This window comes from Haemophilus parainfluenzae, assembly GCF_003252755.1.
Taxonomy (GTDB): Bacteria; Pseudomonadota; Gammaproteobacteria; order Enterobacterales; family Pasteurellaceae; genus Haemophilus_D; species Haemophilus_D parainfluenzae_N.
In genome coordinates, this window is record NZ_QEPT01000006.1 from 112,780 (window position 1) to 136,410 (window position 23,631).

Annotated in this window: 13 protein-coding genes and 1 riboswitch; of the genes, 8 read left to right on the plus strand and 5 right to left on the minus strand. The window is 38.6% G+C overall.

The features are described 5' to 3' along the window. The first annotated feature begins 99 nt into the window (after positions 1–99). The 4 genes from DPV95_RS08295 to DPV95_RS08310 all read left to right on the plus strand — a co-directional run bounded on the left by DPV95_RS08295 (position 100) and on the right by DPV95_RS08310 (position 4,416). On the plus strand, positions 100–729 hold the full coding sequence (locus tag DPV95_RS08295; protein WP_049367717.1) for a DUF1919 domain-containing protein: 630 nt from the start codon (positions 100–102) through the stop codon (positions 727–729). Between the two features lie 9 nt (positions 730–738). Beyond that, on the plus strand, positions 739–1,437 hold the full coding sequence (rsuA, locus tag DPV95_RS08300) for a 16S rRNA pseudouridine(516) synthase RsuA (RefSeq protein WP_111406925.1): 699 nt from the start codon (positions 739–741) through the stop codon (positions 1,435–1,437). Position 1,438: 1 nt separating this feature from the next. Continuing rightward, positions 1,439–2,638: a Bcr/CflA family multidrug efflux MFS transporter gene (locus DPV95_RS08305; RefSeq protein ID WP_111406926.1), complete on the plus strand. Its 1,200-nt coding sequence runs from the start codon at positions 1,439–1,441 to the stop codon at positions 2,636–2,638. A 251-nt stretch (positions 2,639–2,889) separates the two neighbouring features. Then, complete coding sequence (locus DPV95_RS08310) at positions 2,890–4,416, plus strand: catalase (protein WP_065242665.1); 1,527 nt, start codon at positions 2,890–2,892, stop codon at positions 4,414–4,416. Between the two features lie 78 nt (positions 4,417–4,494). Here DPV95_RS08310 and DPV95_RS08315 read toward each other — a convergent pair whose 3' ends face one another. The 4 genes from DPV95_RS08315 to DPV95_RS08330 form a co-directional block, all read right to left on the minus strand. Continuing rightward, positions 4,495–5,934, minus strand: coding sequence for an alanine/glycine:cation symporter family protein (locus DPV95_RS08315; protein WP_111406927.1), 1,440 nt, complete (start codon positions 5,932–5,934; stop codon positions 4,495–4,497). A 135-nt stretch (positions 5,935–6,069) separates the two neighbouring features. Next, positions 6,070–6,987, minus strand: coding sequence for an N-acetylglucosamine kinase (gene nagK / locus DPV95_RS08320; protein ID WP_111406928.1), 918 nt, complete (start codon positions 6,985–6,987; stop codon positions 6,070–6,072). Positions 6,988–7,171: 184 nt separating this feature from the next. After that, positions 7,172–17,581 carry a YadA-like family protein gene (locus DPV95_RS08325; protein WP_111406929.1) on the minus strand — a complete coding sequence of 3,470 codons (10,410 nt, stop codon included), beginning with the start codon at positions 17,579–17,581 and terminating at the stop codon, positions 7,172–7,174. Between the two features lie 246 nt (positions 17,582–17,827). Further along, positions 17,828–18,574, minus strand: a complete 747-nt coding sequence (locus DPV95_RS08330) for a phosphatase PAP2 family protein (protein ID WP_049367703.1) — start codon at positions 18,572–18,574, stop codon at positions 17,828–17,830. A gap of 66 nt (positions 18,575–18,640) precedes the next feature. Between DPV95_RS08330 and ribA the strand changes: the two genes are divergently transcribed. Further along, on the plus strand, positions 18,641–19,288 hold the full coding sequence (gene ribA, locus DPV95_RS08335) for a GTP cyclohydrolase II (RefSeq protein WP_049367702.1): 648 nt from the start codon (positions 18,641–18,643) through the stop codon (positions 19,286–19,288). Positions 19,289–19,332: 44 nt separating this feature from the next. Here the strand turns inward: ribA and DPV95_RS08340 are convergent, their stop codons facing one another. Further along, the gene (locus DPV95_RS08340) at positions 19,333–19,476 is read right to left on the minus strand and encodes a hypothetical protein (protein ID WP_005697262.1); all 144 of its coding nucleotides are present in this window, start codon (positions 19,474–19,476) and stop codon (positions 19,333–19,335) included. 122 nt (positions 19,477–19,598) lie between these two features. After that, a riboswitch (PreQ1 riboswitch) is annotated at positions 19,599–19,643 on the plus strand. Between the two features lies 1 nt (position 19,644). Here DPV95_RS08340 and queC point away from each other — a divergent pair. The 3 genes from queC to nirK all read left to right on the plus strand — a co-directional run bounded on the left by queC (position 19,645) and on the right by nirK (position 23,627). Next, positions 19,645–20,322 (plus strand): 7-cyano-7-deazaguanine synthase QueC, encoded by a 678-nt coding sequence (gene queC, locus DPV95_RS08345; protein WP_111406930.1) that lies wholly within the window; start codon positions 19,645–19,647, stop codon positions 20,320–20,322. Between the two features lie 196 nt (positions 20,323–20,518). Beyond that, positions 20,519–22,417 carry a DNA topoisomerase IV subunit B gene (parE, locus tag DPV95_RS08350; protein ID WP_111406931.1) on the plus strand — a complete coding sequence of 633 codons (1,899 nt, stop codon included), beginning with the start codon at positions 20,519–20,521 and terminating at the stop codon, positions 22,415–22,417. A gap of 16 nt (positions 22,418–22,433) precedes the next feature. Continuing rightward, positions 22,434–23,627 (plus strand): copper-containing nitrite reductase, encoded by a 1,194-nt coding sequence (gene nirK, locus DPV95_RS08355; protein WP_111406932.1) that lies wholly within the window; start codon positions 22,434–22,436, stop codon positions 23,625–23,627. The last annotated feature ends 4 nt before the right edge of the window (positions 23,628–23,631 follow it).

Genomic DNA, 23,631 nt, shown 5'->3' on the forward strand with positions numbered 1-23,631 from the left:
TTACAAAAATATGAGTGAAATCGACCACACCTCTGTCTTTTCTTCACATTCATAAGCAAAAACGTTACTATATCGCAAAAAACATGCAGGATGTAAATAATGAGTTTGTTTTCTAAATTTAGAAGTGCCATCAATAAATTACAACGGAAAGCGATTAACAAAACCTTTCAACAACAGTTAACCAACCAAGGCATGTCAGTAATTTCTGCAAACTGTGTTGGTGCATTTATTTTGCATGACCTAAATCAACCTTTTAATTCTCCATTTGTTAACCTTTATTTAGACCCAAGCGATTTTGTTCGATATCTACAAAACATCACATTCTATCAATCACAACCACTTCAATTTATACAAACAGAAAAACCGTACCCAGTTGGTCTATTAGGTGATCTTAAAGTGCACTTTATGCACTACCACTCCGAACAAGAAGCTAAGGAAAAATGGGATGCGCGCTCACAGCGTTTAGATTTCGATAACTTATTTATTATGATGACTGATAAAGATGGTGGAAAAGGTGCAAAATATGAAGATTTGCAAGCCTTCGATAACTTGCCTTATCCAAACAAAGTCGTCTTTACCCACAAACCATATCCCGAATTAAAATCCGCGTTCTATATTAAAGGCTTTGAAAACGAAGACGAAGTGGGCGATTTATTTACTTTTTCCGGTTGGAATGGCGAAAAATATTACGACCAGTTTGATTACGTCAGCTGGTTCAATCAAAAATAAGAGTTTACGATGCGACTAGATAAATTTATTGCCGAGAATACAGACTTAACCCGTTCACAAGCCACCAAAGCCATTCGCCAAAGTGCGGTCAAAATTAATGGTGAAATTGTGAAAAATGGTGCGACCAAAGTAAGCCCAGAAGATGAAATTTATTTTGAAGATGAATTGTTGCCTTGGGTAGAAGAAGGCCAATATTTTATGTTGCATAAGCCACAAGGCTACGTTTGCTCTCACGATGATGGTGACTACCCAACCATTTATCAGTTCTTTGAACCGCCTCTTTCTGGCAAGTTACACAGTGCTGGTCGATTAGATGTGGATACCACAGGACTCGTGCTATTAACGGATGATGGTCAATGGTCACATCGTATTACTTCACCAAAACATCAATGCGAAAAAACCTATTTAGTCACTTTAGCCGATCCGGTTGAAAACCATTATGCTTCAGCCTGTGAAGAAGGCATTCTGCTACGTGGCGAAAAAGAACCCACTAAGCCAGCGAAATTAGAAGTATTAGATGATTACAACGTTAATTTGACTATCTCTGAAGGGCGCTATCATCAGGTGAAACGAATGTTTGCGGCTCTTGGTAATAAAGTGGTTGCGCTACATCGTTGGAGAATCGGCAACGTTGAATTAGATGAAAGCTTAGAAGAAGGCGAATTTCGCCCACTCACGCAGGAAGAAATCGATAATTTAGTGAAATAATATGAGCCAAAATATTAAACCTACTTTTATTTTTATCGCCACGCTCGGCATCCTCTCAATGCTACCGCCTTTAGGCGTGGATATGTATATTCCGTCCTTTTTAAATATTGCCGAAGACTTAAATATCAACTCCGAGCAAGTGCAGCACACGTTGACATTTTTTGCTTACGGTATGGCGGCAGGACAATTATTCTGGGGGCCTTTTGGTGATAGCTTTGGTCGTAAACCGATTATTTTATTAGGGGTCATTATTGGTGCGATCACCGCTATTATTTTAACCGGCATTCATTCTATTGGTAGCTTCACTGCACTGCGTTTCATTCAAGGTTTCTTTGGTGCTGCGCCTGTTGTGCTTTCTGGGGCGTTATTACGAGATTTATTTAGCAAAGATCAACTGTCTCGAATCATGTCCACCATCACACTTGTCTTTATGATTGCACCACTTGTTGCACCTGTGATTGGCGGATATATTGTGAAATTTTTCCATTGGCACATGATTTTTTATGTGATTGGTGCGATGGGATTTCTTGCGGCATTGCTCGTCTTTTTCATTATTCCTGAAACCCATAAACAAGAAAATCGTATTCCACTTCGCCTAAATATCATTGCCCGTAACTTCATGATGCTTTCAAAACAAAAAGAAGTATTAGGTTATATGGCGGCCGCCTCTTTTGGTTTTGGTGGTTTATTTGCTTTCGTCACTGCTGGATCTATTGTCTATATCGGTATTTATGGTATTCCAGTCGATCAATTCGGCTATTTCTTTATGATTAATATCGCTATTATGACAGCCACGTCTTATTTAAATGGGAAGTTTGTGCTGAAGTTAGGTGCGGAAACCATGTTACAAATTGGTATTGCGGTACAATTTATTTCAGGAATTTGGTTATTTTTAACCGCACTTTTTGATTTCGGTTTTTGGTCAATGGCTATTGGCGTAGCCTTTTTTGTCGGACAAAACCCGCTCATATCGTCCAATGCCACAGCCTCCATTTTAGAGAAATTCCCAACCATGGCTGGCACTGCCAATTCATTAATGGGAAGTGTACGTTTTGGTGTCGGTGCGGTGATGGGTTCTCTAGTAGCAAGCTTTAAAATGGAAACCGCGGCACCAATGCTCTATACAATGGCAGCTTGCGTGGTTATTTCTGCCCTCTCTTACTATTTTCTGACTTATCGACATTCTAATTCAAGCAGCTAAATACTAAAAATTTTGTTCATAGCTAATAAGCAATTATTAGATATGAATGGAAGTAATTGTTTCATTTAGAAGAGTATTTTTGTGTAATTTAAAGTGAATACAACAGTCTTTCATTAAATTTTACACAAAACTCAAATCAACCCCATGCTAATAGATTATCTTGATTAATTTAATAGATTTTAATCGTCAAAACCTTTTTGTATGATATTTACGAAATTTATCCCCCTATTGATTCATACAAGGAGTTAACTATGAGTTTAAAATGCCCTTTTTCGCATTTATCTACTACAAACTTGACTATGGGCAATGGCGCTCCGGTAGCTGACAACCAAAACAGTTTAACTGCCGGTCCTCGCGGTCCATTACTTTCTCAAGATTTATGGCTTAATGAAAAATTAGCTGATTTCGTACGTGAGGTTATTCCTGAGCGTCGTATGCACGCTAAAGGCTCCGGTGCATTTGGTACCTTTACTGTCATACACGACATTACTCAATATACTCGCGCAAAAATTTTCAGCGAAGTAGGTAAAAAAACAGAAATGTTCGCACGCTTTACCACTGTTGCGGGTGAACGTGGTGCAGCTGATGCTGAACGTGATATTCGTGGTTTCGCATTAAAATTTTATACTGAGGAAGGTAACTGGGACTTAGTGGGTAACAACACACCGGTATTCTTCTTACGTGATCCTCGTAAATTCCCAGATTTAAACAAAGCAGTAAAACGCGATCCACGTACCAATATGCGTTCAGCTACTAACAACTGGGATTTTTGGACATTATTACCTGAAGCATTACACCAAGTAACCATTGTTATGAGTGATCGTGGTATTCCTGCAAGCTATCGCCATATGCATGGATTTGGTTCACACACTTACAGTTTTTGGAATGAGGCTGGTGAGCGTTTCTGGGTGAAATTCCACTTCCGTACTCAACAAGGTATTAAAAATTTAACCGATGCAGAAGCTGCGGCTGTTATCGCCAATGATCGTGAAAGTCATCAACGCGATTTATATGAAGCAATCGAACGTGGTGATTTCCCTAAATGGACATTATATGTACAAATCATGCCTGAAGCAGATGCTGAAAAAGTACCTTATCATCCATTTGACTTAACAAAAGTGTGGCCCAAAAAAGATTATCCGTTAATTGAGGTAGGAGAGTTTGAGCTTAACCGTAATCCTGAAAACTTCTTTGCTGACGTAGAGCAATCTGCATTTGCACCAAGCAATTTAGTTCCAGGTATCGGTGCAAGCCCAGATAAAATGTTACAAGCTCGTTTATTCAACTATGCAGATGCGCAACGTTATCGTTTAGGTGTGAACTATCGTCAAATTCCAGTAAACCGTCCACGTTGCCCTGTTCATAGCAACCAACGTGATGGACAAGGTCGTGTAGATGGTAACTATGGCAGCCTACCGCACTACGAGCCAAACAGCTTCAGCCAATGGCAACAACAACCAGACTTTGCTGAACCACCACTTCGCATTAATGGTGATGCAGCACACTGGGATTATCGGAACGATGATAACGACTACTTCAGCCAACCGCGTGCATTATTTAACTTAATGAATCCAGAGCAAAAACAAGCATTATTCAACAATACTGCGGCTGCAATGGGTGATGCACCTGAGTTCATCAAATACCGTCATATCCGTAACTGCTACTGGTGTGAGCCAGCATATGGCGATGGTGTTGCAAAAGCATTGGGCTTAACCGTTGAAGATGCATTAAAAGCACGTGAAACTGACCCAGCATTAGGTCAAGGTGGATTGTTATAAGTGCGGTCAATTTTATAGGCAGATTTTAAATCTAAAAATAAAGGCGGGATATCCCGCCTTTATTGTGCCTATCAAAGTTTATTTCCAAATTCGATGATCTAATACTCGTTTTTTAATTTCAGGATAGAGGTCAATTTTAAATTCAGGCTCTTTTCCTTGTTTTAATTGACGCTGATAGTCTTTCATTAACTTCCACACAATCGGGGAAAGTAAAACAATCGCGACTAAGTTAATAATTGCCATCACAGCCATCACCGTATCCGCAAAATTCCACACGACATTGCCTGATTTTACTGAACCGAAATAAACAAAGAACAATACCGATAAGCGGAAGAACCATACAAACCAAGGTTTATTTTTAATAAAGCGAATGTTACTTTCCGCATAAGCACAGTTACCAATGATAGAAGAATAAGCGAAAAGTAATAAAATAAAAGCCAGAAAATGCACACCAAATTCGCCGACATGATAACGTAATGCATTTTGCGTTAAAGAAATGCTTTTTAACGTTTCGCTACCATAGTTATCAGAAAGCAGGATAATCACCGCCGTACAAGTACAGACAATCATGGTATCCACAAACACACCGAGCATTTGCACTAAACCTTGGCTAACAGGGTGTTTTACGTGAGCTGCAGCAGCCGCATTTGGTGCAGAGCCCATCCCGGCTTCATTAGAGAATAATCCGCGCTTAATCCCCATCATCATGGCTTTAGACACTAAAGCGCCAAACATTCCACCAGCGGCGGATTGGAAAGTAAAGGCACTTTTGTAAATATTAGCGATTACCGTTGGGATCATATCAATATGCATCCCTAAGATAATTACCGCCATGATTAAATAAAAGAGTGCCATCATCGGCACTACGCTACTAGAAATGGTCGCTATGCGTTTCACTCCACCAAAAATAATTACGGCGGTTAACACGACCAAAACAAGACCAACATATTCCCCTTGCCAGTTCCAAGCATTATTGGTTGCTTCAACAATAGAATTTGCTTGCACTGAATTGAATGCAAAACCAAAAGTAAAAATAAGTGATATAGCAAAAGCGGCCGACATACAACGAGATTTTAGACCTTGAGCAATATAATAAGCAGGCCCTCCACGAAAAGAACCATCTTTATCTTGAATTTTAAATACCTGTGCTAAAGTAGATTCTGCAAAAGCACTCGACATACCAATAAATGCAGTTACCCACATCCAGAACACCGCACCTTCACCACCAAGCGCAATAGCTGTTGCCACACCACTGATATTACCGACACCAACTCGGCTGGCTAACCCTGTTGCAAATGCCTGGAATGGTGTTAAAGAATTCCCCTCAGTAGCACGTCCAAACCACATTTCACGTATACTTGCAGGGAAAAGACGCAATTGTACTAAGCCTGTTGTAATCGTAAAAAATAGACCTACACCTAATAAAATAACAATGGTGATATTCCACAATGGCTCATCAAGATGTTCGATAACCCATGTTAATCCTTGTTCAATCCAGTTCCCTAATTCTGTCAGCATAAAAACCTCATAAAAAAATCAATCTCCTGATTGTAGAGTGATAAAAGAAAAAATCCAGTTTTCTTAGAAAAAAACTGGATTTTTATCCCATAAAACAAAGTTTATTCAAATTTTTACTATATTTTTAGATTAAATCTATTCACGCTTTAAAAATAACGCAGCCGCACCTCTAACACCACCTGAATCACCATGTTTTGCTTTCTTAATTGGTGGCACTTTAGCACTACGCATTAAGTGTGGAGGCAAAGCTTTGGGTAAGGCTTCATAAAGATAATCAAAATTCGATAAGCCACCACCCAGCACAATCATATGAGGATCAAATGCAGTGATGATGTTACCGATAGAAATCGCCGCTAATTCAACAAAAATACGTACAAAATCAACCGCACTTTCCTCTTCTTCATAAAAACGGTCGATAATTTCTTTCGCTGATAATGCCTCGCCTTTTAAGTCTCGGTACAACATTTCAAAACCGCGACCTGAAATATACGTATCCAAACAAGCTTGATTACCACAGCCACATTGATAAATAGGTGCTTTATCCCAGCCCAATAATTTTAAGGCATGATAGTTTAATTGAAGGTGACCTAACTCCCCTGCCATCCCGACTTGACCTGAATGAATTTTGCCATTAATTACAAAACCACCACCAAAGCCAGTACCTAAAATCAGCCCTAATACAGAAGGATATTGAGTATTTTCTTCATCACAAGCTTCCGAGAGAGCAAAGCAATTGGCATCATTTTCTGCCCGTACTTCACGGCCTAAAACGCGTTCAAGATCGGCTAAAATCGGCTTATTATCTGCAACGCGAATATTCGTCACTTCAGCAAGCCCAGTTGTTAAATTAACAAATCCAGGCAAACCTAAACCTACTGTGCCTTTTTCACCAAAGTGGGCATCGGCACGTTCTACTAGCATTTTGATCGCTTGTAACCAATCTTGATAATCTGTTTGTGGCGTTGGCACGCGTTCAGTATAACGTTTTTCTAATTTTTCATTAAAAGCAGCCAATTCAATCTTTGTGCCACCAATATCAATACCGTAATACATATTCTCTCCTCAAAGAGCGGTCAAAATTAACAGAATTTCCTCATCATATTTTCCTTGATATTTTAATGAAAATCTATGACAAAAATCATATTTTAAATAAACACTGAAAAATAAAAAAAGACTGGTTTTATCTCTAAAACCAGTCTTTAACTATTATCTAATAGATATTATTACTAAATGGCTATTACCATTGGTAACCAACACCTACAGAACCACCCACATCACCTTGGGTATTGGCATTACCTTGAAGTTTCAAGATAACTTTACCATTATCACTTGAACGTGAATAACCAATTGCTAGTGCATTTTGACCTTTGAAGGTACCTGCTGATGCTGCAACCATTGATTTACCCGGTAAGTAAACTTGTGGTAAACCAGCTGCTGCATTCGCACCGGCAATTCCTGCACGTGCTTCTTTATTGATCTTATTCATCTTACCGTAAACATCACCAAATTTATTGTCAATGTTTTGAACAGCTCGATGTAATTGTGAACCATTAACTGCATCTTTTGATGTCGCGTTAATATCACCATCTTTCACGTTAGTAATTTTTTGGTTACCCGCATTAACACCATTATTGGTTACGCTAGGTCCTTTACCATTATTGGTTGTAATACCGTTATTATCAACTCGGGTTCCACCAACATTCACACTACCATTGTTATCAAGTGTAACATTGTTAGCTAACTGAACTTTTAACCCATTCTTACCATCATTAGTAATACGGATATTATCTTTAGAGGTTGCATCTTTTGCACCACCTTTGATATTCAAGTTAGAACCAAGAGTACGATTAACTGTTTTACCATCGTCGCCGGTAAATTTCAAGCCATCATCCAAAGTTGCTACTTCACGAGTATTATTGTTGCTATCTGTATATTTAATACGTTCAACAGGTTTACCCGCATCTTTCTCATTTACAGTTGTTGTACCGTTTTCGGTTCTTACTGTAATTGATGGAGATTTACCATCTGCACCTTTAGGACCAGTTAAGCCGATAGAACCATCTTTGCCGTTAATCACGACTGATGAACCATCTTTACCGTTTACGCCGACTTTACCATCAACGCCAGGTTTACCATCTTTACCAACTGAACCAACTGTCACAGAATCAGATTTCAAGTCTTTATCTAAACCGATAACCACTTTACCATCTTTAGTCATCGTTTTGATGTTAGTTGCATCATAACGATCATCAGCTTTAGTACCTTCACCCACAATCTCAAGTTTCTCACCTAAGTTTTTGTGAATATCAGCACCGGATTGCGCACCAAAGTCTAAACCTTTATTAGTAAGCTCTACTTTAGTGTTGTGCAATTGTGAACCGTTTACAGCATCTTTAGATGTTGCACTAATATCACCATCTGCAACATTTACTACTTTATTACCGCCGTTATCTAAACCTTTATTGGTTAAGGTAACGTTAGTTTTACCACCTTCGGTAGCTTTAATCGTAATTCCACCATCATTCATTGTGGTTTTACCTGTGGTTACTGAAGTAAAGTCAACATCATCTTTAGTTGCAACAGTATAGGTTGTACTACCATCTGCATTTTTCTTAGGTTCAACAGTCACGTTTTTGCCTGCAGCTACTTTCGTTGTAGCTTGAGCAATACCGTCTTTCAACTGTTTAACATTCACAGCATCGGTATCATCTTCACCGGCTTTAACATGAGTAATGTTATTGCCACCAACGCTTACGTTACCACCAGAGATTGTTGTTCCACCATCTTTAAACTCGATTTTTTGACCATCTTTATTTGAGATAGAATCAATATTTTTCAAGTCTTTAGCAAGTTGAACTTCTAAGGTACCTTTACCATCAGCTTTAACATTAACATTACCTGCTGCTGATTCAAATTTTTCAGATGCAGCTTTGTCAACACCTTCGCCTTTAATAGTAACTAAAGAATTTAATTTATGGCTATTCTCCACTTCATTATTGCCTGTAAATCTCAAGCCATCGTTAAGTGTTGCCACTTCTTCTTTATCACCATTTGGTTTTTCGTAAACGATACGGGTCTTAGTTTTACCGTCTTTACCATCGTTACCATCAAGACCTGCTTGACCTTGAGCAACGGTAATCTTACCGTTAGAACCATCTTTACCGTTAATGCCGATAGTACCGTCTTTACCATTTAAGGCAATGCCGTCTTTACCATCTTCACCTTTCAAGCCGATAGAGCCATCTTTACCGTTGATAGAGATACCATCTTTACCATTTTCACCTTTAACAGTGATAGTACCAGGTTCTTTATCATTACCAATGGTGACATCTTTGTTTAAGCCAACTTGTAATTTCGCTTTACCGTCTTCTTCGATAACTTTAGTGGTTACACTACCGTCACCTTTAACTGTTACAGTTTCACCAAGTTTAGCTTTAACATCTTTACCATTTTCGTCGGTTAAACCGAAGCCATTGTTAGTCAGATTTGTGATGCTTTCTTTTAAGTCGCCAACATTAACAGCGTTGTTTAATGTGTCGCCTTGAGCATCTTTTAACTCAACTTTAGCGCCGTCTTTTTTCAAGCCACTATCAACATTAACGATTTGGTTACCGCCATTGTTGAGACCTTTATCAGTTACGCTAACAGTTTTAGTACTATCTGCATCTTTTGGTGTAACGGTTAAGCCATTACCATCGATGACAGATTTATTACCTGTTGTTTCATCAATGAATGTTGCACTAGTTAAGTCTTGTAGCTGTTTAGCCATTTTCAGAACTAACTTGCCGGCGTCATTGTCCACACGTAGGTTTTTATCAGTCACGGCTGCATTTGGATCTAACTTACCTAAAATTTCTAGCTCTTCATTAAGTTTCTTCGCAATAGAGTCACCTTTATCGCCTTTGAAACGCAAGCCATCATTTAAGGTCGCTACTTCTTCTTTATCACCATTTGGTTTTTCGTAAACGATGCGAGTTTTGGTTTCACCATCTTTACCATCGTTACCATCAAGACCTGCTTTGCCTTGTGCAACGGTGATCTTACCGTTAGAACCATCTTTACCGTTGATGCCGATAGTTCCGTCTTTACCATTTAAGGCAATGCCGTCTTTACCATCTTCACCTTTCAGACCGATAGTGCCATCTTTACCGTTGATAGAGATACCATCTTTACCATTTTCACCTTTAACAGTGATAGTACCTGGTTCTTTATCATTACCAATGGTTACGTCTTTGTTTAAGCCAACTTGTAATTTCGCTTTACCGTCTTCTTCGATAACTTTAGTGGTTACACTACCGTCACCTTTAACTGTTACAGTTTCACCAAGTTTAGCTTTAACATCGTTACCATTTTCGTCGGTTAAACCAAAACCACTATCAGTGATATTGCTGATGCTTTCTTTTAAGTCACCTACATTAACTGCATTGTTTAATGTGTCGCCTTCAGCATCTTTTAACGCAACTTTAGTTCCATCTTTTTTCAAGCCACTATCAACATTTGTGATCTGTTTATCACCTGCATTGATACCACCTTTAGTAACGCTTGGGCCTCCAGTGATAGTTAAACCACCATTGTTCAATGCTGTATCGCCAATAGTTACAGAACCATCTTGAGTTAAGTTTACATCTTTAGCTAATTGAACTTTCAACTTGCCATTGTCGTTATTCACACCAATGTTGTTTTCAGTCAATTGGTCTTTATCCGCGCCACCAACGATATCAACCTGTTGGTTAAGTTTTTTCGCGATAACTTTAGACGAATCTGTTTGACCATCATCACCTGCGAATTTCAGACCATCATTAAGTGTTGCAACATCTTCTTTGATGGTTTTATTTGGATCTTTTGGATCTTTATATTCGTAAACGATACGGTTTTTAGTTTCACCAGCTGCGCCATCAACACCTGCAGGGCCTTGATCACCTTTGATAGAAACGCCGTTTGCACCGTCTTTACCATTTAAGCCAATAGAACCATCTTTACCGTTGAGCACAACTGCAGAACCGTCTTTACCGTTCACACCAATTTGTCCATCAACGCCATCTTTACCAGGTTCGCCTTTTTGACCAACCGTTACTTTATCTGCAGTAATATCTTTTGCTAGACCAACAACAACTTTGCCATCTTTAGTCATGGTTTTGATGTTAGTTGCATCATAGCGATCATCAGCTTCAGTTCCCTCACCTACAATCTCAAGTTTTTCACCCAAGTTTTTGTGGATAACTTCAGTCGATTGTGTACCAAAATTTAAACCTTTTTTAGTTAAATTATTGGTAACCTGATCGCCAGTAGCTTTTAATTGTTCTTCCGTTGCCGCACGTCCTTTAGTGGCAAAATCAGAACCATCAATAGTTTTGTTAGTTAAGCCAGTAATATCACCAGTTTTCGCATCCAATTTGATTGAATTGTCACCTGCAACATTAACAACTTGATCTCCAGCAAATTCAACTTTACCGTTACCATCTTTGTTCGTGATTGAAGTGATGTCTTTCAATGCACCTTCAACATTCACTTTGTATGGATCTGCGCTTGTACCAACACCTGTTACAGTTGTGTTCTTACCATTTTCAATAATGGTTTTAGAGCCTTTTAACTGTTTAACGGTTACAACATCATTATCATCTGTACCCTCTTGGACATTTTTGATTTGCTTGTTGCCACCATCAATACCGTCTTTAGTAATGCTTGGACCGTTATTGATTGTTAAACCATCTTTGTTAATGTTTAGAGTGTTATCACCAAACTTAATTGAACCATCGTTAGTTAAGTCGATATCTTTAGACAATTGAACATTTAACTTACCATCTTTGCTATTCACGCCGATGTTGTTATCAGTTAATTTATCTTTATCTGCACCACCAATGATATCTAACTGCTCATTTAATTTCTTAGCAATAACTGTGCTGTCATCACCTTTAAATTTCAGACCATCATCCATTGTTGCAACTTCACGAACAATATCTTTGCCGTCTTTGCCTTTAATTGGATTACCGTCTTTATCTTTCGGTGTGTAAACAATACGTTGTGATTTATCGGTACCTGGCTCTTGGTTCACTAAAGTTTGTGTGCCATCATTTGTTGAGATATCAACAGATTTACCGTCGCTACCATCTGCGCCTTTAGGACCAGTTAAACCGATGTGACCAACGCCATCTTTACCTGCGATAGATACAGCGTCTTTACCATCTTTGCCGGTGATTCCGACTTTACCATCTTCACCTTTAGCACCATTTGGACCCGTGATGGTTACACCATCTTTACCATTAACACCATCTTTACCATTAACCACAACTTTGTCTAAGTTAGTTAAGTTGCTATCTAAGGAATAGGTATAAGTATGATCATCACCATTAAGCGTTTGTTTAACTTTTAAGTTTTTACCTGCGTCAAAGTTCACAACTGCGCCCGGTTTCACTTTAGTTGCGGTTGATGTACCTTCAATTTCACCTGTTGATTTAGTTGCATTCGCTAACCAACCACTGTTATTGATTGCTTCAACGACAGTTTTCACGGTTGCTAAGCCATCATTACCTTTAACGCCAGGTTTGCCATCTTTACCATTTGCACCGTGTTCGATCTCACCGATGTTTACATCATATTTAACCACACCATTTGCACCTACAGATGCTGTCGTGAAGTTACCATTTGTGAAGTCTAAACCATCAGATACTTTCACTGTGTTCTTAGTTGCAGTATCACCGTTAGATTTATATGCTAATTCTGCATCGCCTAAATTTTGTGCAATAGCATTAACGGTATATGTTTTTTGACCCGTTGTTGCATCAGTATCTGTATCAACAGTTACGTTTTGTCCTGCTTTAACAACCGAACCTAAACCAGTAATGACCTTTTTACCGGCATCTGTAATATTGCTTAAGTCATTTTTCGCAACACCTGTGATAACAGCTTTTTCATTTGTAACATCTTGGCCATTACCATCTAAATAAGTCATGGTTACGTTGCCGCTATTATCTACTGCATACTCACCTGGTTTAATATGACGTTCAGCTGCTTTCACTGCATTTAATTGGCTAACATTCACAGCATCGGTATCATTTGTACCCGCTTTCACGTTTGTGATTGCTTTATTACCTGCATTGATACCGTCTTTAGTCACGCTTGGACCATTATTGATTGTTAAACCATCTTTGTTGATGTTTAGGTTGTTATCACCGAACTTGATAGAACCAGTATCAGTTAAATTCAAGTTTTTCGCTAATTGAACTTTTAACTTACCATTGTCGTGATTTACACCGATATTGTTGTCAGTTAAGTCAGTTTTAGTTGCACCACCAATGATATCTAACTGCTCATTTAATTTCTTAGCGATAACTGTGCTGTCATCACCTTTAAATTTCAAGCCGTCTTCCATGGTTGCAACAGTATGTTTGCCTTTGCCATCTTCGTAAACAACACGAGAGATGCCATCTGCACCATTTTTACCATCAACACCATCGACACCTTTCTCGACTTGGATATCTACGCGGTTTGTACCATTTTTACCATTAGTACCATCTTTACCATTTAAGCCGATTTTGCCGTCTTTACCATCTTTACCAGTAACAACAACATTTTCAACTTCAATGTCTTTGCTTAATGAATAAGTATAAGTATGGTTATCACTATTAATTTGTTGTTTAACGGTTAAGTTTTTACCAGCATCAAAGTTTACAACTGCACCCGGTTTCACTTTAGTTGCGGTTGATGTGCCATCAAGTTCACCTGTTGATTTAGTTGCATTTGCTAACCAACCACTGTTATTGATTGCTTCAACGACAGTTTTCACGGTTGCTAAACCATCAGTACCTTTAACACCAGGTTTACCATCTTTACCGTTTGCACCGTTTTCGATCTCACCTGTCTTCACATCGTATTTAACCACACCATTTGCAGCTACTGATGCTGTCGTGAAGTTACCATCAGTGAAATCTAAACCTTCAGTTAATGCAACAGTTTGGTCATTTGCACCATTTGCTTTGTATTTAATATTAAATGCATCAGATCCTGGTACATTTGCTTTTACTTTGTATGTCGTACGACCTACAGCATCTGTTGAATTCGTTACAGTCACTGAACTGTCTGCCGCTTCAACAATCGTACCTAAACCAGTAATCACTTTCTTACCTTCGTTAGTGATATTGCTTAGATCTTTATTTGCTGCATTATCAATCTTGTCTTTGGTATCTTGGGTCAAATCAACAGTTACATTTGCACCTGCTGCAGTTGTGGTCACATATTTAGCGTTATCACCACCTACAACATTAAATTCAATACCATCTTGTTTAGAGAGTTTTTGATCTGCTGTTTTACCTGAATTACCTGCTAAACGGATGTTGTTATCACCAATTTTGCTATCATTAACAATCTTCAATTGTTCTTCAGTAGCTGCACGGCCTTTCTTACCGAAATCAGCCCCATCAAGGGTTTTATTGGTTAAACCAGTAATATCACCTGTTTTTGCATCCAATTTAATTGGGTTATCACCTGCAACATTAACAACTTGATCACCTGCAAATTCAACTTTACCCGTATTTGCACCACCAGTGATTGAAGTAATGTTAGCTAAATCACCTTTAACATCAACTTTGAAGGTTTTAACACCATTTACATCACGGTGTGATGCCACTGTATTTTCACCATTTTCCATACCAATAGCATCTTTCGCTAAGTTTTGGATCTTCGTTTCGCCTGCTTTATTGATGTTAGAAAGATCATTTTTAGCCACACCAGTAATCGTTGCTGTCATACCATTAACAACATTACCTTTACCATCTGTGTAAGTTAAACTTACATTACCATCGTTACCTACTGCATAAGTAGTGTTAGTAATATGTTTTTCATCATCTAAATTAGCAACAGTTTTATCACCATATTTAATACGATCTCCCTCGTATTTAATTGTGGTATTACTATTGTTATCGCCAAGTTTAATCTGTTTGGTTTCAACACTGTTTAAACCTTTAAGATCTTTTGCTAATTTAATTGCTAAACCACCTGTAGCAACACTTGGATTGCTCTCACCAATAACACCAATATTGTTATCAGATAGATTGTTTTTATCAGCACCACCAGTGACATTTAATGTTTCACCTAATTGACGATTTACTGTTACATCAGCATTATCACCTTTAAAGTTTAAACCTTTAGCAATATTCTCTGCATTCTTGGTGATATTTTGCGCATTTTTAGTAATGTTTTGTGCATTATTTGCGATATTATTCGCATTGTTAGTCACATTTTGGTTAGTTGCATGAAGCTGTGAACCATTTACGGCATCTTTACTGTCTGCAGAAATTGTACCGTTTGATACATTAGTAATTTTCTTATCGCCAGCATTAATGCCATCTTTAGTTACGCTTGGACCATTTTTAATAGTTAAGCCTTTATCATCTAAAGAAGTATTGCCAGTAGTGACATTCGTGAAAGTGACATTTTCTTTTGTTGCAACGGTTAAGTTTTTCTCATTTTGAGTAATCTTAATGTTATTTCCAGCTGTAAATGTAACGGTATCACCCATTGCAACTTTTTTCTCAGCATTACCGCTTACTTCACCGGTACCTGTTTGCGCTGCTGTAATTTTCCAGCCTTGCTCAACACGTGATGCAACCGCATATAATTGAGAACCATTAATCGCATCTGTTGAATCAGCTTCTACATGACCTGCAGCTACATTTTTAATTTGACGCTCGTTGCCTTTTTCACCAACGCTTACAAAACGACCTGCGTCTTTTGCTTTACCAGCAAAATTATAGGTGTGACCATCAATTTCTTTACTTGCTACAGTTTCAGTTGCATGAGAACCATCTGCTTTTGAGCTATCACCCAAGATCACTGAACCATTTGTCGCAGCGGTAATATTTGCACCAATTGCAACGGTCTTATTACCATTTACTTTCGTGTTATGGCCAATCGCAATAGAATCAGTCGCAGTTGCACTTGTTCCTGTAAATTCCCCTAATGCAATAGAGCCCGCCGCTTTTGCACCAAGGTTGTCGTAATTGCTATCTGCATCTGTCTGTTTAGTTTTATCTGCATTAACACTTACATAGTTTGTTTGTGCCAATTCAACTGCTTCTTTTACAGTGTGAAGTGTTTGATGATTCTTAATTTCAAAATCAGGCGCTTTATAAGTGTATCGACCATTACCATCAACGGTATAACCATTGTAATTTGGTCCTGCGATAGATTTCGCAAGATTATCATTTACTTCAGATAATTGTTTAACATTTACCGCATCAGTATCTTCACGACCTGCAGCAAGATTCACTAAACGACGCTCTTTACCTTTATTTGCAATCGCAACTACACCGTTTTCAATTTCAAAGCCATCATTCGTATATTTTGCATTTTTATTTTTGATGTCTTCTTGATTGATAATGGTGCCATTACCTAAAGCTAATGAGTTATTCGCATTAGATTGTGCACTTTCACCGATGGTCATTGCACCTTTTTTAGTTGCTTTAGAATCCTTACCAATAGTGATTACATTTTCATGTAAAGCTTCTGCATTGCTACCAAAAGCAATTGCATTTGCTTCACTTGCATTAGCATTGCTACCAAATGCAATTGCATCAGCTTTACGTGCTTTAGCTTCTACACCAAATGCAATCGAATTTGTTTCCGCACCTAAGGAATTTGCACCAAATGCGATGGATGCATTACCTGTTGCATTGGCAGTTGTACCAAAGGCAATAGCTTTATTTGCGGCAGCAGCGGTACGATAAACCTCTTCATCTAAATACTGATCTCTTTCTTTATTATAAGAACCTGTTTTAGCTCCAGAACCAAACGCAAAGGAATCATCACCATTTGTTTTTGCACCTGAGCCAATCGCTACTGAACGAGCACCATTTGTCTGAGTATTATTTAAACCATCATATTTAGTTCTTTGAGCCTCACCTTGACCAGGTAAACCATCTAATGTTTTAGGTGATGTATTACCGATCGCAATTGATTGTTCACCATTTGCTGTTGCAGATGCACCAAATGCAAAACTTGCTTTTCCTTTTGCATAAGCAACAGAACCAATGGCTGCAGAATATTCACCAGTTGCAGCAGACTGACGCATCATCGCCAAAGAGTTAAATCCTGATGCACGAGCGGCTGTACCAATTGCTGTTGAACCAATACTATCCGCATGAGAGAACGCGCCAATTGAAGTAGCCAAACCACCTTTAGCTTGAGCATAGTCACCAATCGCAATACCATTTGATGAACCAACTGAAGTTAATACATCAGTCTGATTACCTATAGCAACACCATATGCAAATTTCCCAGCTGGTGAATAACTATCTGGAACTCTCCCTGTACGATCTGCATTATCGTAAGATTTATTTCCTGGGTTTTTATAGTCGTAAGCCCAAGTATCATCAGCTGGACTCCCATCTGGAAGGGTTTTAGGTTTTGCTGTAGCACCAGTTTCAATAGCATATCCACCAGTCATACTACCAATTGCCACATAAGCATGAGCAGCAAGTGGCGATAACGCAAATGGTATCGCAAGTGCGGTTGTTTTTAATAACGTTGAAACGGCTGAAGAGGTTTTCTTCACGCTAGAAACTGAAGACACCGGTTTTACTTTTGATAATTCAGATACAGCGACCCATACTTGGCTAGAACTACACCAAATTACCTTAAAAATTTTGTTCATTTAATTCATCCTTATAAAATTAGAATCATAAAAATACTGCTAGAATTTGTTACATTACAAATAACTGATCATTATTCGCATAAAACATTATAGCTCAATCTTCAGCCAATAAAACAGAATTTACCAAAATTTACATTTATTGACATAACATTCAAAGAAAAAAAACTAAAAATACATTTCCAAATTAAATATTTAATTACAATAACTATTAACCAGTTAACTAGCAAAGGGAAAAAGTTTGCCGATTTAACTTTTCACCTCCTTTTTTGTTTGTGTAGAAAAGATATTTTTTCTTTGTAAAAAACTGAAAATAATCACATGTACAACCCATGCTGAAATGATTGCAATCAACAGATCAATTGGGTAATGCATACCTAAACGCACTCGACTAATCAACATTAATACGCCCCAAATTGTCATCGCTCCAATAAGCAATTCTGCTTTAAAAGAACGATTGCCCAATAATTGGCTAAACCCTACGGCTAACATAAGCCAAGTCGCTGCGAAAATAGAATGCCCTGATGGAAAAGAATAACCCGTTTCATCTTCATAATGCGCTTTTAACCAGGCTGGCGTATCTGCTTGTGTAGAATAAAATTTATCCACTAATTTTGCACGCTCTGAACGATCTTGATGATAAAAAGCATCTGTAGTGCTTTCTGTTTTTTCCGCTAAATAGACAGTGAAAGGACGCGGCTCAGCAAAAACCGTTTTTAAGCCCGTTTTAATCACTTGTGTAGATAATACCGACAAGCCCATTACAATCACGCCCATAATCCACTGTTTACGATTTTCAAAAAGAAAACGGAAAAGTAAAGCAAACACACCACAGGTAATTAAAGCATAAGGCACACTACCGGTTTCGGTTAAAAGATAAAGCCAATAATCCCATTCCATTAATTGGTTATTTCCATGCCAATGATAAGCAAAACCCCAAACAAAAAATGGTACAAGACAAAGGAATAACGTATATAATGACAGCCTTTTAAACATTGTTGCCTCTTGATAATAAAAATAAAGTGCACATTTTAGCAGAATAAAGTTGAAAAAGGATAAGTTATGTCAAAAATCCAACTGGTTGCTCAAGCCAATTTGCCTACCGAATATGGCATATTTAAAATGGTCGGATTTGAATTTCCCGATACAAAAAAAGAACATGTCGCGTTAGTGATGGGTGATATTTCAAACCAAGATGAGCCTGTGCTCGCCCGCATTCATTCTGAATGTCTAACAGGCGATGCATTACACAGTTTAAAATGCGATTGTGGTTTCCAACTAGCAGCCGCATTACGTCAAATTAGCGAAGCGGGTCGTGGTGTTTTAATCTATCATCGTGAAGAAGGCCGTGGCATTGGTTTAATTAATAAAATTCGAGCTTATTCATTACAAGATCAAGGAATGGATACTATTGAAGCCAACCTTGCATTAGGTTTTAAAGCTGATGAACGTAACTTTAATGTGTGTGCCGATATGTTTGAATTATTAGGTGTGAAGCAAGTTCGCTTGATGACAAACAACCCACAAAAAGTAGAAACCATGAAAAAAGCGGGCATTAATGTCGTAGAACGTGTACCGTTGAATGTGGGTGAAAATCGTTACAACACCAAATATCTTGATACCAAAGCGAAAAAAATGGGCCATTATATTGTGCATAATAATGAAGAGCATTTAATGACTTGCCCACATTGCCAAGAAGAAGTGATTTAACAAAAAAGCCATACAACTGTATGGCTTTTCTTTTATCAAAACAATTATTGATTTACACCCCAATGACGAGTGTCTTTATCAAATTTCATGCCTGAATGAGATCCTTCCGAACCATTAAAATAAACGTCTTTATTTGCACAAGCTGAAATCACTAATGCACCAATAAAAATAAGAAGTAATTTTTTCATTATGTTTACCTTTTTAAACTGACTTGCCCAAATTGTATCATAACTTTTATTAACTTTTCCTGCTTAAATTAGCTGATTTCTTGCAAAATTCATGTCTAGCTTCTACAATAGCGCCTCATTTTTAACTTGTAGTTCGCAAACCTCCTACATAAAAAAACTAGGTACCCTATGAATATTTCAAATCCTAATCACAATCGTAAAGCCCTTGTGATCTTCTCTGGTGGACAAGACTCCACGACCTGTTTAATTCAAGCTATTGCTGAATATGGCGTAGAAAATGTCGAAGCCGTCACCTTTCAATACGGCCAGCGCCACGCAATTGAATTAGAAAAAGCCCGTTGGATAGCGAAAGATCTCGGCGTAAAACAAACGTTGATTGATACATCCGTTATTAAATCTATCACTCATAACGCTTTAATAGATGGAAACGCAGCCATCGAACAAAAAGACGGTGAATTACCTAATACCTTTGTGGATGGACGAAATGCACTCTTCTTATTATATGCGGCAATTTATGCAAAAGGACAAGAAATCCACGATATTATCACTGGTGTATGTGAAACGGATTTCAGTGGCTATCCGGATTGTCGTGATGTTTTTGTTAAATCCATGAATGTCACCCTCAATTTAGCCATGGATTATCAGTTCAATTTAAAAACACCATTAATGTATCTTACCAAAGCACAAACTTGGGCTCTTGCCGATGAACTAGATACTTTAGATTATATTCGTCAACACAGCCACACTTGCTATGAAGGTGTTGAAGGGGGCTGTGGTGAATGTCCAAGCTGTAAATTAAGAGATAAAGGCTTGCAGGAATATTTATCCACAAAAGCAAAAGCTTAGTATTGAGATAACTCAATCTATAGCAGATTAAATATGTCCAAATGAATCCAAAGTGCGGTCAAAATTCACGTCAAATTTTGACCGCACTTTTAGTTAATGTAATATCCTTCCCTTTTCTCATCTTTGATTTTATCAACGCGTCATTTTTTGATAAAATCATGCTAATTTTTTTATAAATAAGTAACTAATTTTAAAAATGACTACAAATTATTCTGCTCAAGAAATTACGGTTCTGAAAGATCTCGAACCTGTGCAAATTCGCCCTGGTATGTACACGGACACTACCCGTCCCAATCACCTTGCACAAGAAGTTATTGATAACAGTGTGGATGAAGCCCTTGCAGGTTTTGCCACCAAAGTTGAAGTGATTTTACACGCGGATCAATCGCTTGAAGTCATTGATAATGGCCGTGGAATGCCAGTGGATATTCACCCAACTGAAGGGGTTTCAGGTGTTGAAGTAATCTTAACCAAACTTCACGCTGGCGGTAAATTCTCGAATAAAAACTATGAATTCGCCGGTGGTTTACACGGGGTAGGGATTTCTGTCGTCAATGCCCTTTCTGAACGCGTTGATATTCAAGTTAAACGTAACGGCGAAGTGTATAAAATTGCCTTTGAAAATGGCGCAAAAGTAGAAGAATTAGAAGTTATTGGTACTTGTGGAAGACGTACAACCGGCACTACCGTTCACTTCAAACCGAATCCAAAATATTTTGATAGCAAGAATTTTTCTGTCAGCCGTTTACGCCACTTATTGCGTGCTAAAGCCGTGCTTTGTTCAGGCTTAGAAATTAAATTTGTCGATAAAGTGAATAACACCGAAGATGTGTGGTGCTATCAAGATGGTTTATCCGATTATTTAACCGAAGCGGTGAATGGTTTTGAAACCTTGCCTGAAAAACCTTTTGTTGGTGAATTTAAAGGCTCCACCGAAGCCGTAAGCTGGGCGTTACTTTGGTTACCAGAAGGTGGTGAGCTTATTGCAGAAAGCTATGTAAACTTGATTCCAACAGTACAAGGCGGAACACACGTAAATGGTCTTCGCCAAGGCTTGCTTAATGCCATGACTGAATATTGCGAATTCCGCAATAAATTACCACGCGGTGTGAAATTAACCGCAGACGACATTTGGGATCGCTGTGCTTACATTCTTTCGCTCAAAATGCAGGATGCCCAATTTGCAGGCCAAACGAAAGAACGTTTATCTTCTCGTCAAAGTGCGGTCTTTGTTGCGGGTGTTTTAAAAGATGCCTTCAGTTTATGGCTAAACCAAAACGTACAAGATGCGGATCGCTTAGCTGAAATGGCGATCAGTTCTGCACAACGTCGTTTAAATGCTGCGAAAAAAGTCATCCGTAAAAAATTAGTCAGCGGTCCTGCTCTACCGGGTAAATTGGCAGATTGCGCATCACAAAATTTAGAAAAAACCGAATTATTCTTAGTCGAAGGTGACTCTGCGGGCGGCTCAGCCAAACAGGCTCGAGACCGTGAATATCAAGCGATCCTGCCCTTACGCGGAAAAATCTTAAACACTTGGGAAGTGGCTAGCGATCAAGTACTTGGCTCAACGGAAATTCATGATATTGCAGTGGCACTCGGTATCGATCCTGATAATGAAGACTTATCTCAACTTCGTTACGGGAAAGTCTGTATTTTAGCCGATGCGGACTCCGATGGTTTACATATTGCTACCCTACTCTGCGCCCTCTTTTTACGTCATTTCCCGAAATTAGTGCAAGATAGGCATGTCTATGTGGCGATGCCTCCACTCTATCGTATCGACTTAGGCAAAGAAGTATTTTATGCCCTCGATGAAAGCGAAAAAGAAGCCATTTTAGAACGCTTAAAAGGTAAAAAAGGCACCTTAAACGTACAACGCTTCAAAGGTTTGGGTGAAATGGATCCATCACAATTACGTGAAACCACCATGGATCCGAATACTCGTCGCTTAGTTCAATTAACTTACGATCTGGAGGAAGATCAAGGCGCAGCAACATTAGAATTAATGGATATGTTACTCGCCAAAAAACGAGCAGAAGATCGCAAAAATTGGTTGCAAACTAATGGCGATCAAGTGGATTTAACTGTTTAATTATTTGAGGTCAATCATGAACGAACAACGTCGAGATTTTTTTAAAAATAGTGCACTAGGCCTAGCAACAATTACATTAGGTGCTGGTTTAAGCCTTATTCCTTCTGCTCAAGCGGAAGAAAAAGCCTCAAATACAGCAACCACTGCAGTTGAGAATCTACCAGAGATTGAAGCTGAACTGACGCTTGCGCCAAATGTGCCAAAACCGATTGATCGTAACTATCCAGCAAAAGTCGTGGTAAAACTGACCGCACTTGAGCAAATTATGGATTTAATGGATGGTGTGCAATTTAAATTTTGGACATTAAATGGTAGCGTGCCTGCGCCGTTTATTCGTGTGCGCGAAGGCGACATGGTGGAAGTGCAACTTTCCAACTCAGCGAGTTCAATGATGCCACACAGTATCGATTTCCATGCTGCTGCTGTGCCAATGGGAGGGGCTATCGCAAGTGAAACCCCACCAACGCGCACATCAACCTTCCAATTTAGAGCATTACGTTCGGGGATTTATTTATACCACTGCGGCAGCCAACCTGTGGATATTCACCTTGCCAAGGGGATGTATGGTTTAGTTTTAGTTGAGCCAAAAGAAGGTTTACCAAAAGTGGATCGCGAATTTTACATTATGCAAAGTGAATTCTATACCAAAGGTGAATTTGGCGATCCTGGCTTGCAACCATTCAGTATGCAAAAAGCCATTGATGAACGCCCTGAATACGTCCTCTTCAACGGTAAAGTCGGTGCAACTATGGACGGAAATGCCTTAAAAGCGAAAACCGGTGAAAGCATTCGTCTATTTGTAGGAAATGCGGGGCCGAATTTATGCTCTTCTTTCCACTTAATCGGTGCAGTATTTGACAATGTGTATGTGGAAGGTGGTACGCTTGTTAATCACAATGTTCAAACTACATTGATTCCATCCGGTAGCGCCACCATGGTGGAAACTCGAATTGATGTACCTGGCACTTATGTCTTTATGGATCACTCCATTTTCCGCGCAGTAAATAAAGGCACAATGGGACATATTGTGGTTGAAGGTGAAAAAAATCCGAATATTTATTCTGGAAAACTAAAAGACGAAGCCTTTAAAGAAGCTAACCCACAAAAACCACAACCCGTTCCTTACGAAATAGACAGTCACAAAGGAATGGATATGGGACACTCTCATCACGAACATTCTGATGCGAATTCCGGTGCAACAAGAAAATAAATTA

Bases quoted from the DNA above. Each gene is read 5' to 3' on its own strand.
- nagK (WP_111406928.1), bottom strand. From the start codon at position 6,987: ATGTATTACGGTATTGATATTGGTGGCACAAAGATTGAATTGGCTGCT.
- DPV95_RS08340 (WP_005697262.1), bottom strand. From the start codon at position 19,476: ATGAAAAAATTACTTCTTATTTTTATTGGTGCATTAGTGATTTCAGCT.
- DPV95_RS08325 (WP_111406929.1), bottom strand. From the start codon at position 17,581: ATGAACAAAATTTTTAAGGTAATTTGGTGTAGTTCTAGCCAAGTATGG.
- DPV95_RS08330 (WP_049367703.1), bottom strand. From the start codon at position 18,574: ATGTTTAAAAGGCTGTCATTATATACGTTATTCCTTTGTCTTGTACCA.
- queC (WP_111406930.1), top strand. From the start codon at position 19,645: ATGAATATTTCAAATCCTAATCACAATCGTAAAGCCCTTGTGATCTTC.
- parE (WP_111406931.1), top strand. From the start codon at position 20,519: ATGACTACAAATTATTCTGCTCAAGAAATTACGGTTCTGAAAGATCTC.
- DPV95_RS08295 (WP_049367717.1), top strand. From the start codon at position 100: ATGAGTTTGTTTTCTAAATTTAGAAGTGCCATCAATAAATTACAACGG.
- rsuA (WP_111406925.1), top strand. From the start codon at position 739: ATGCGACTAGATAAATTTATTGCCGAGAATACAGACTTAACCCGTTCA.
- ribA (WP_049367702.1), top strand. From the start codon at position 18,641: ATGTCAAAAATCCAACTGGTTGCTCAAGCCAATTTGCCTACCGAATAT.
- nirK (WP_111406932.1), top strand. From the start codon at position 22,434: ATGAACGAACAACGTCGAGATTTTTTTAAAAATAGTGCACTAGGCCTA.
- DPV95_RS08305 (WP_111406926.1), top strand. From the start codon at position 1,439: ATGAGCCAAAATATTAAACCTACTTTTATTTTTATCGCCACGCTCGGC.
- DPV95_RS08315 (WP_111406927.1), bottom strand. From the start codon at position 5,934: ATGCTGACAGAATTAGGGAACTGGATTGAACAAGGATTAACATGGGTT.
- DPV95_RS08310 (WP_065242665.1), top strand. From the start codon at position 2,890: ATGAGTTTAAAATGCCCTTTTTCGCATTTATCTACTACAAACTTGACT.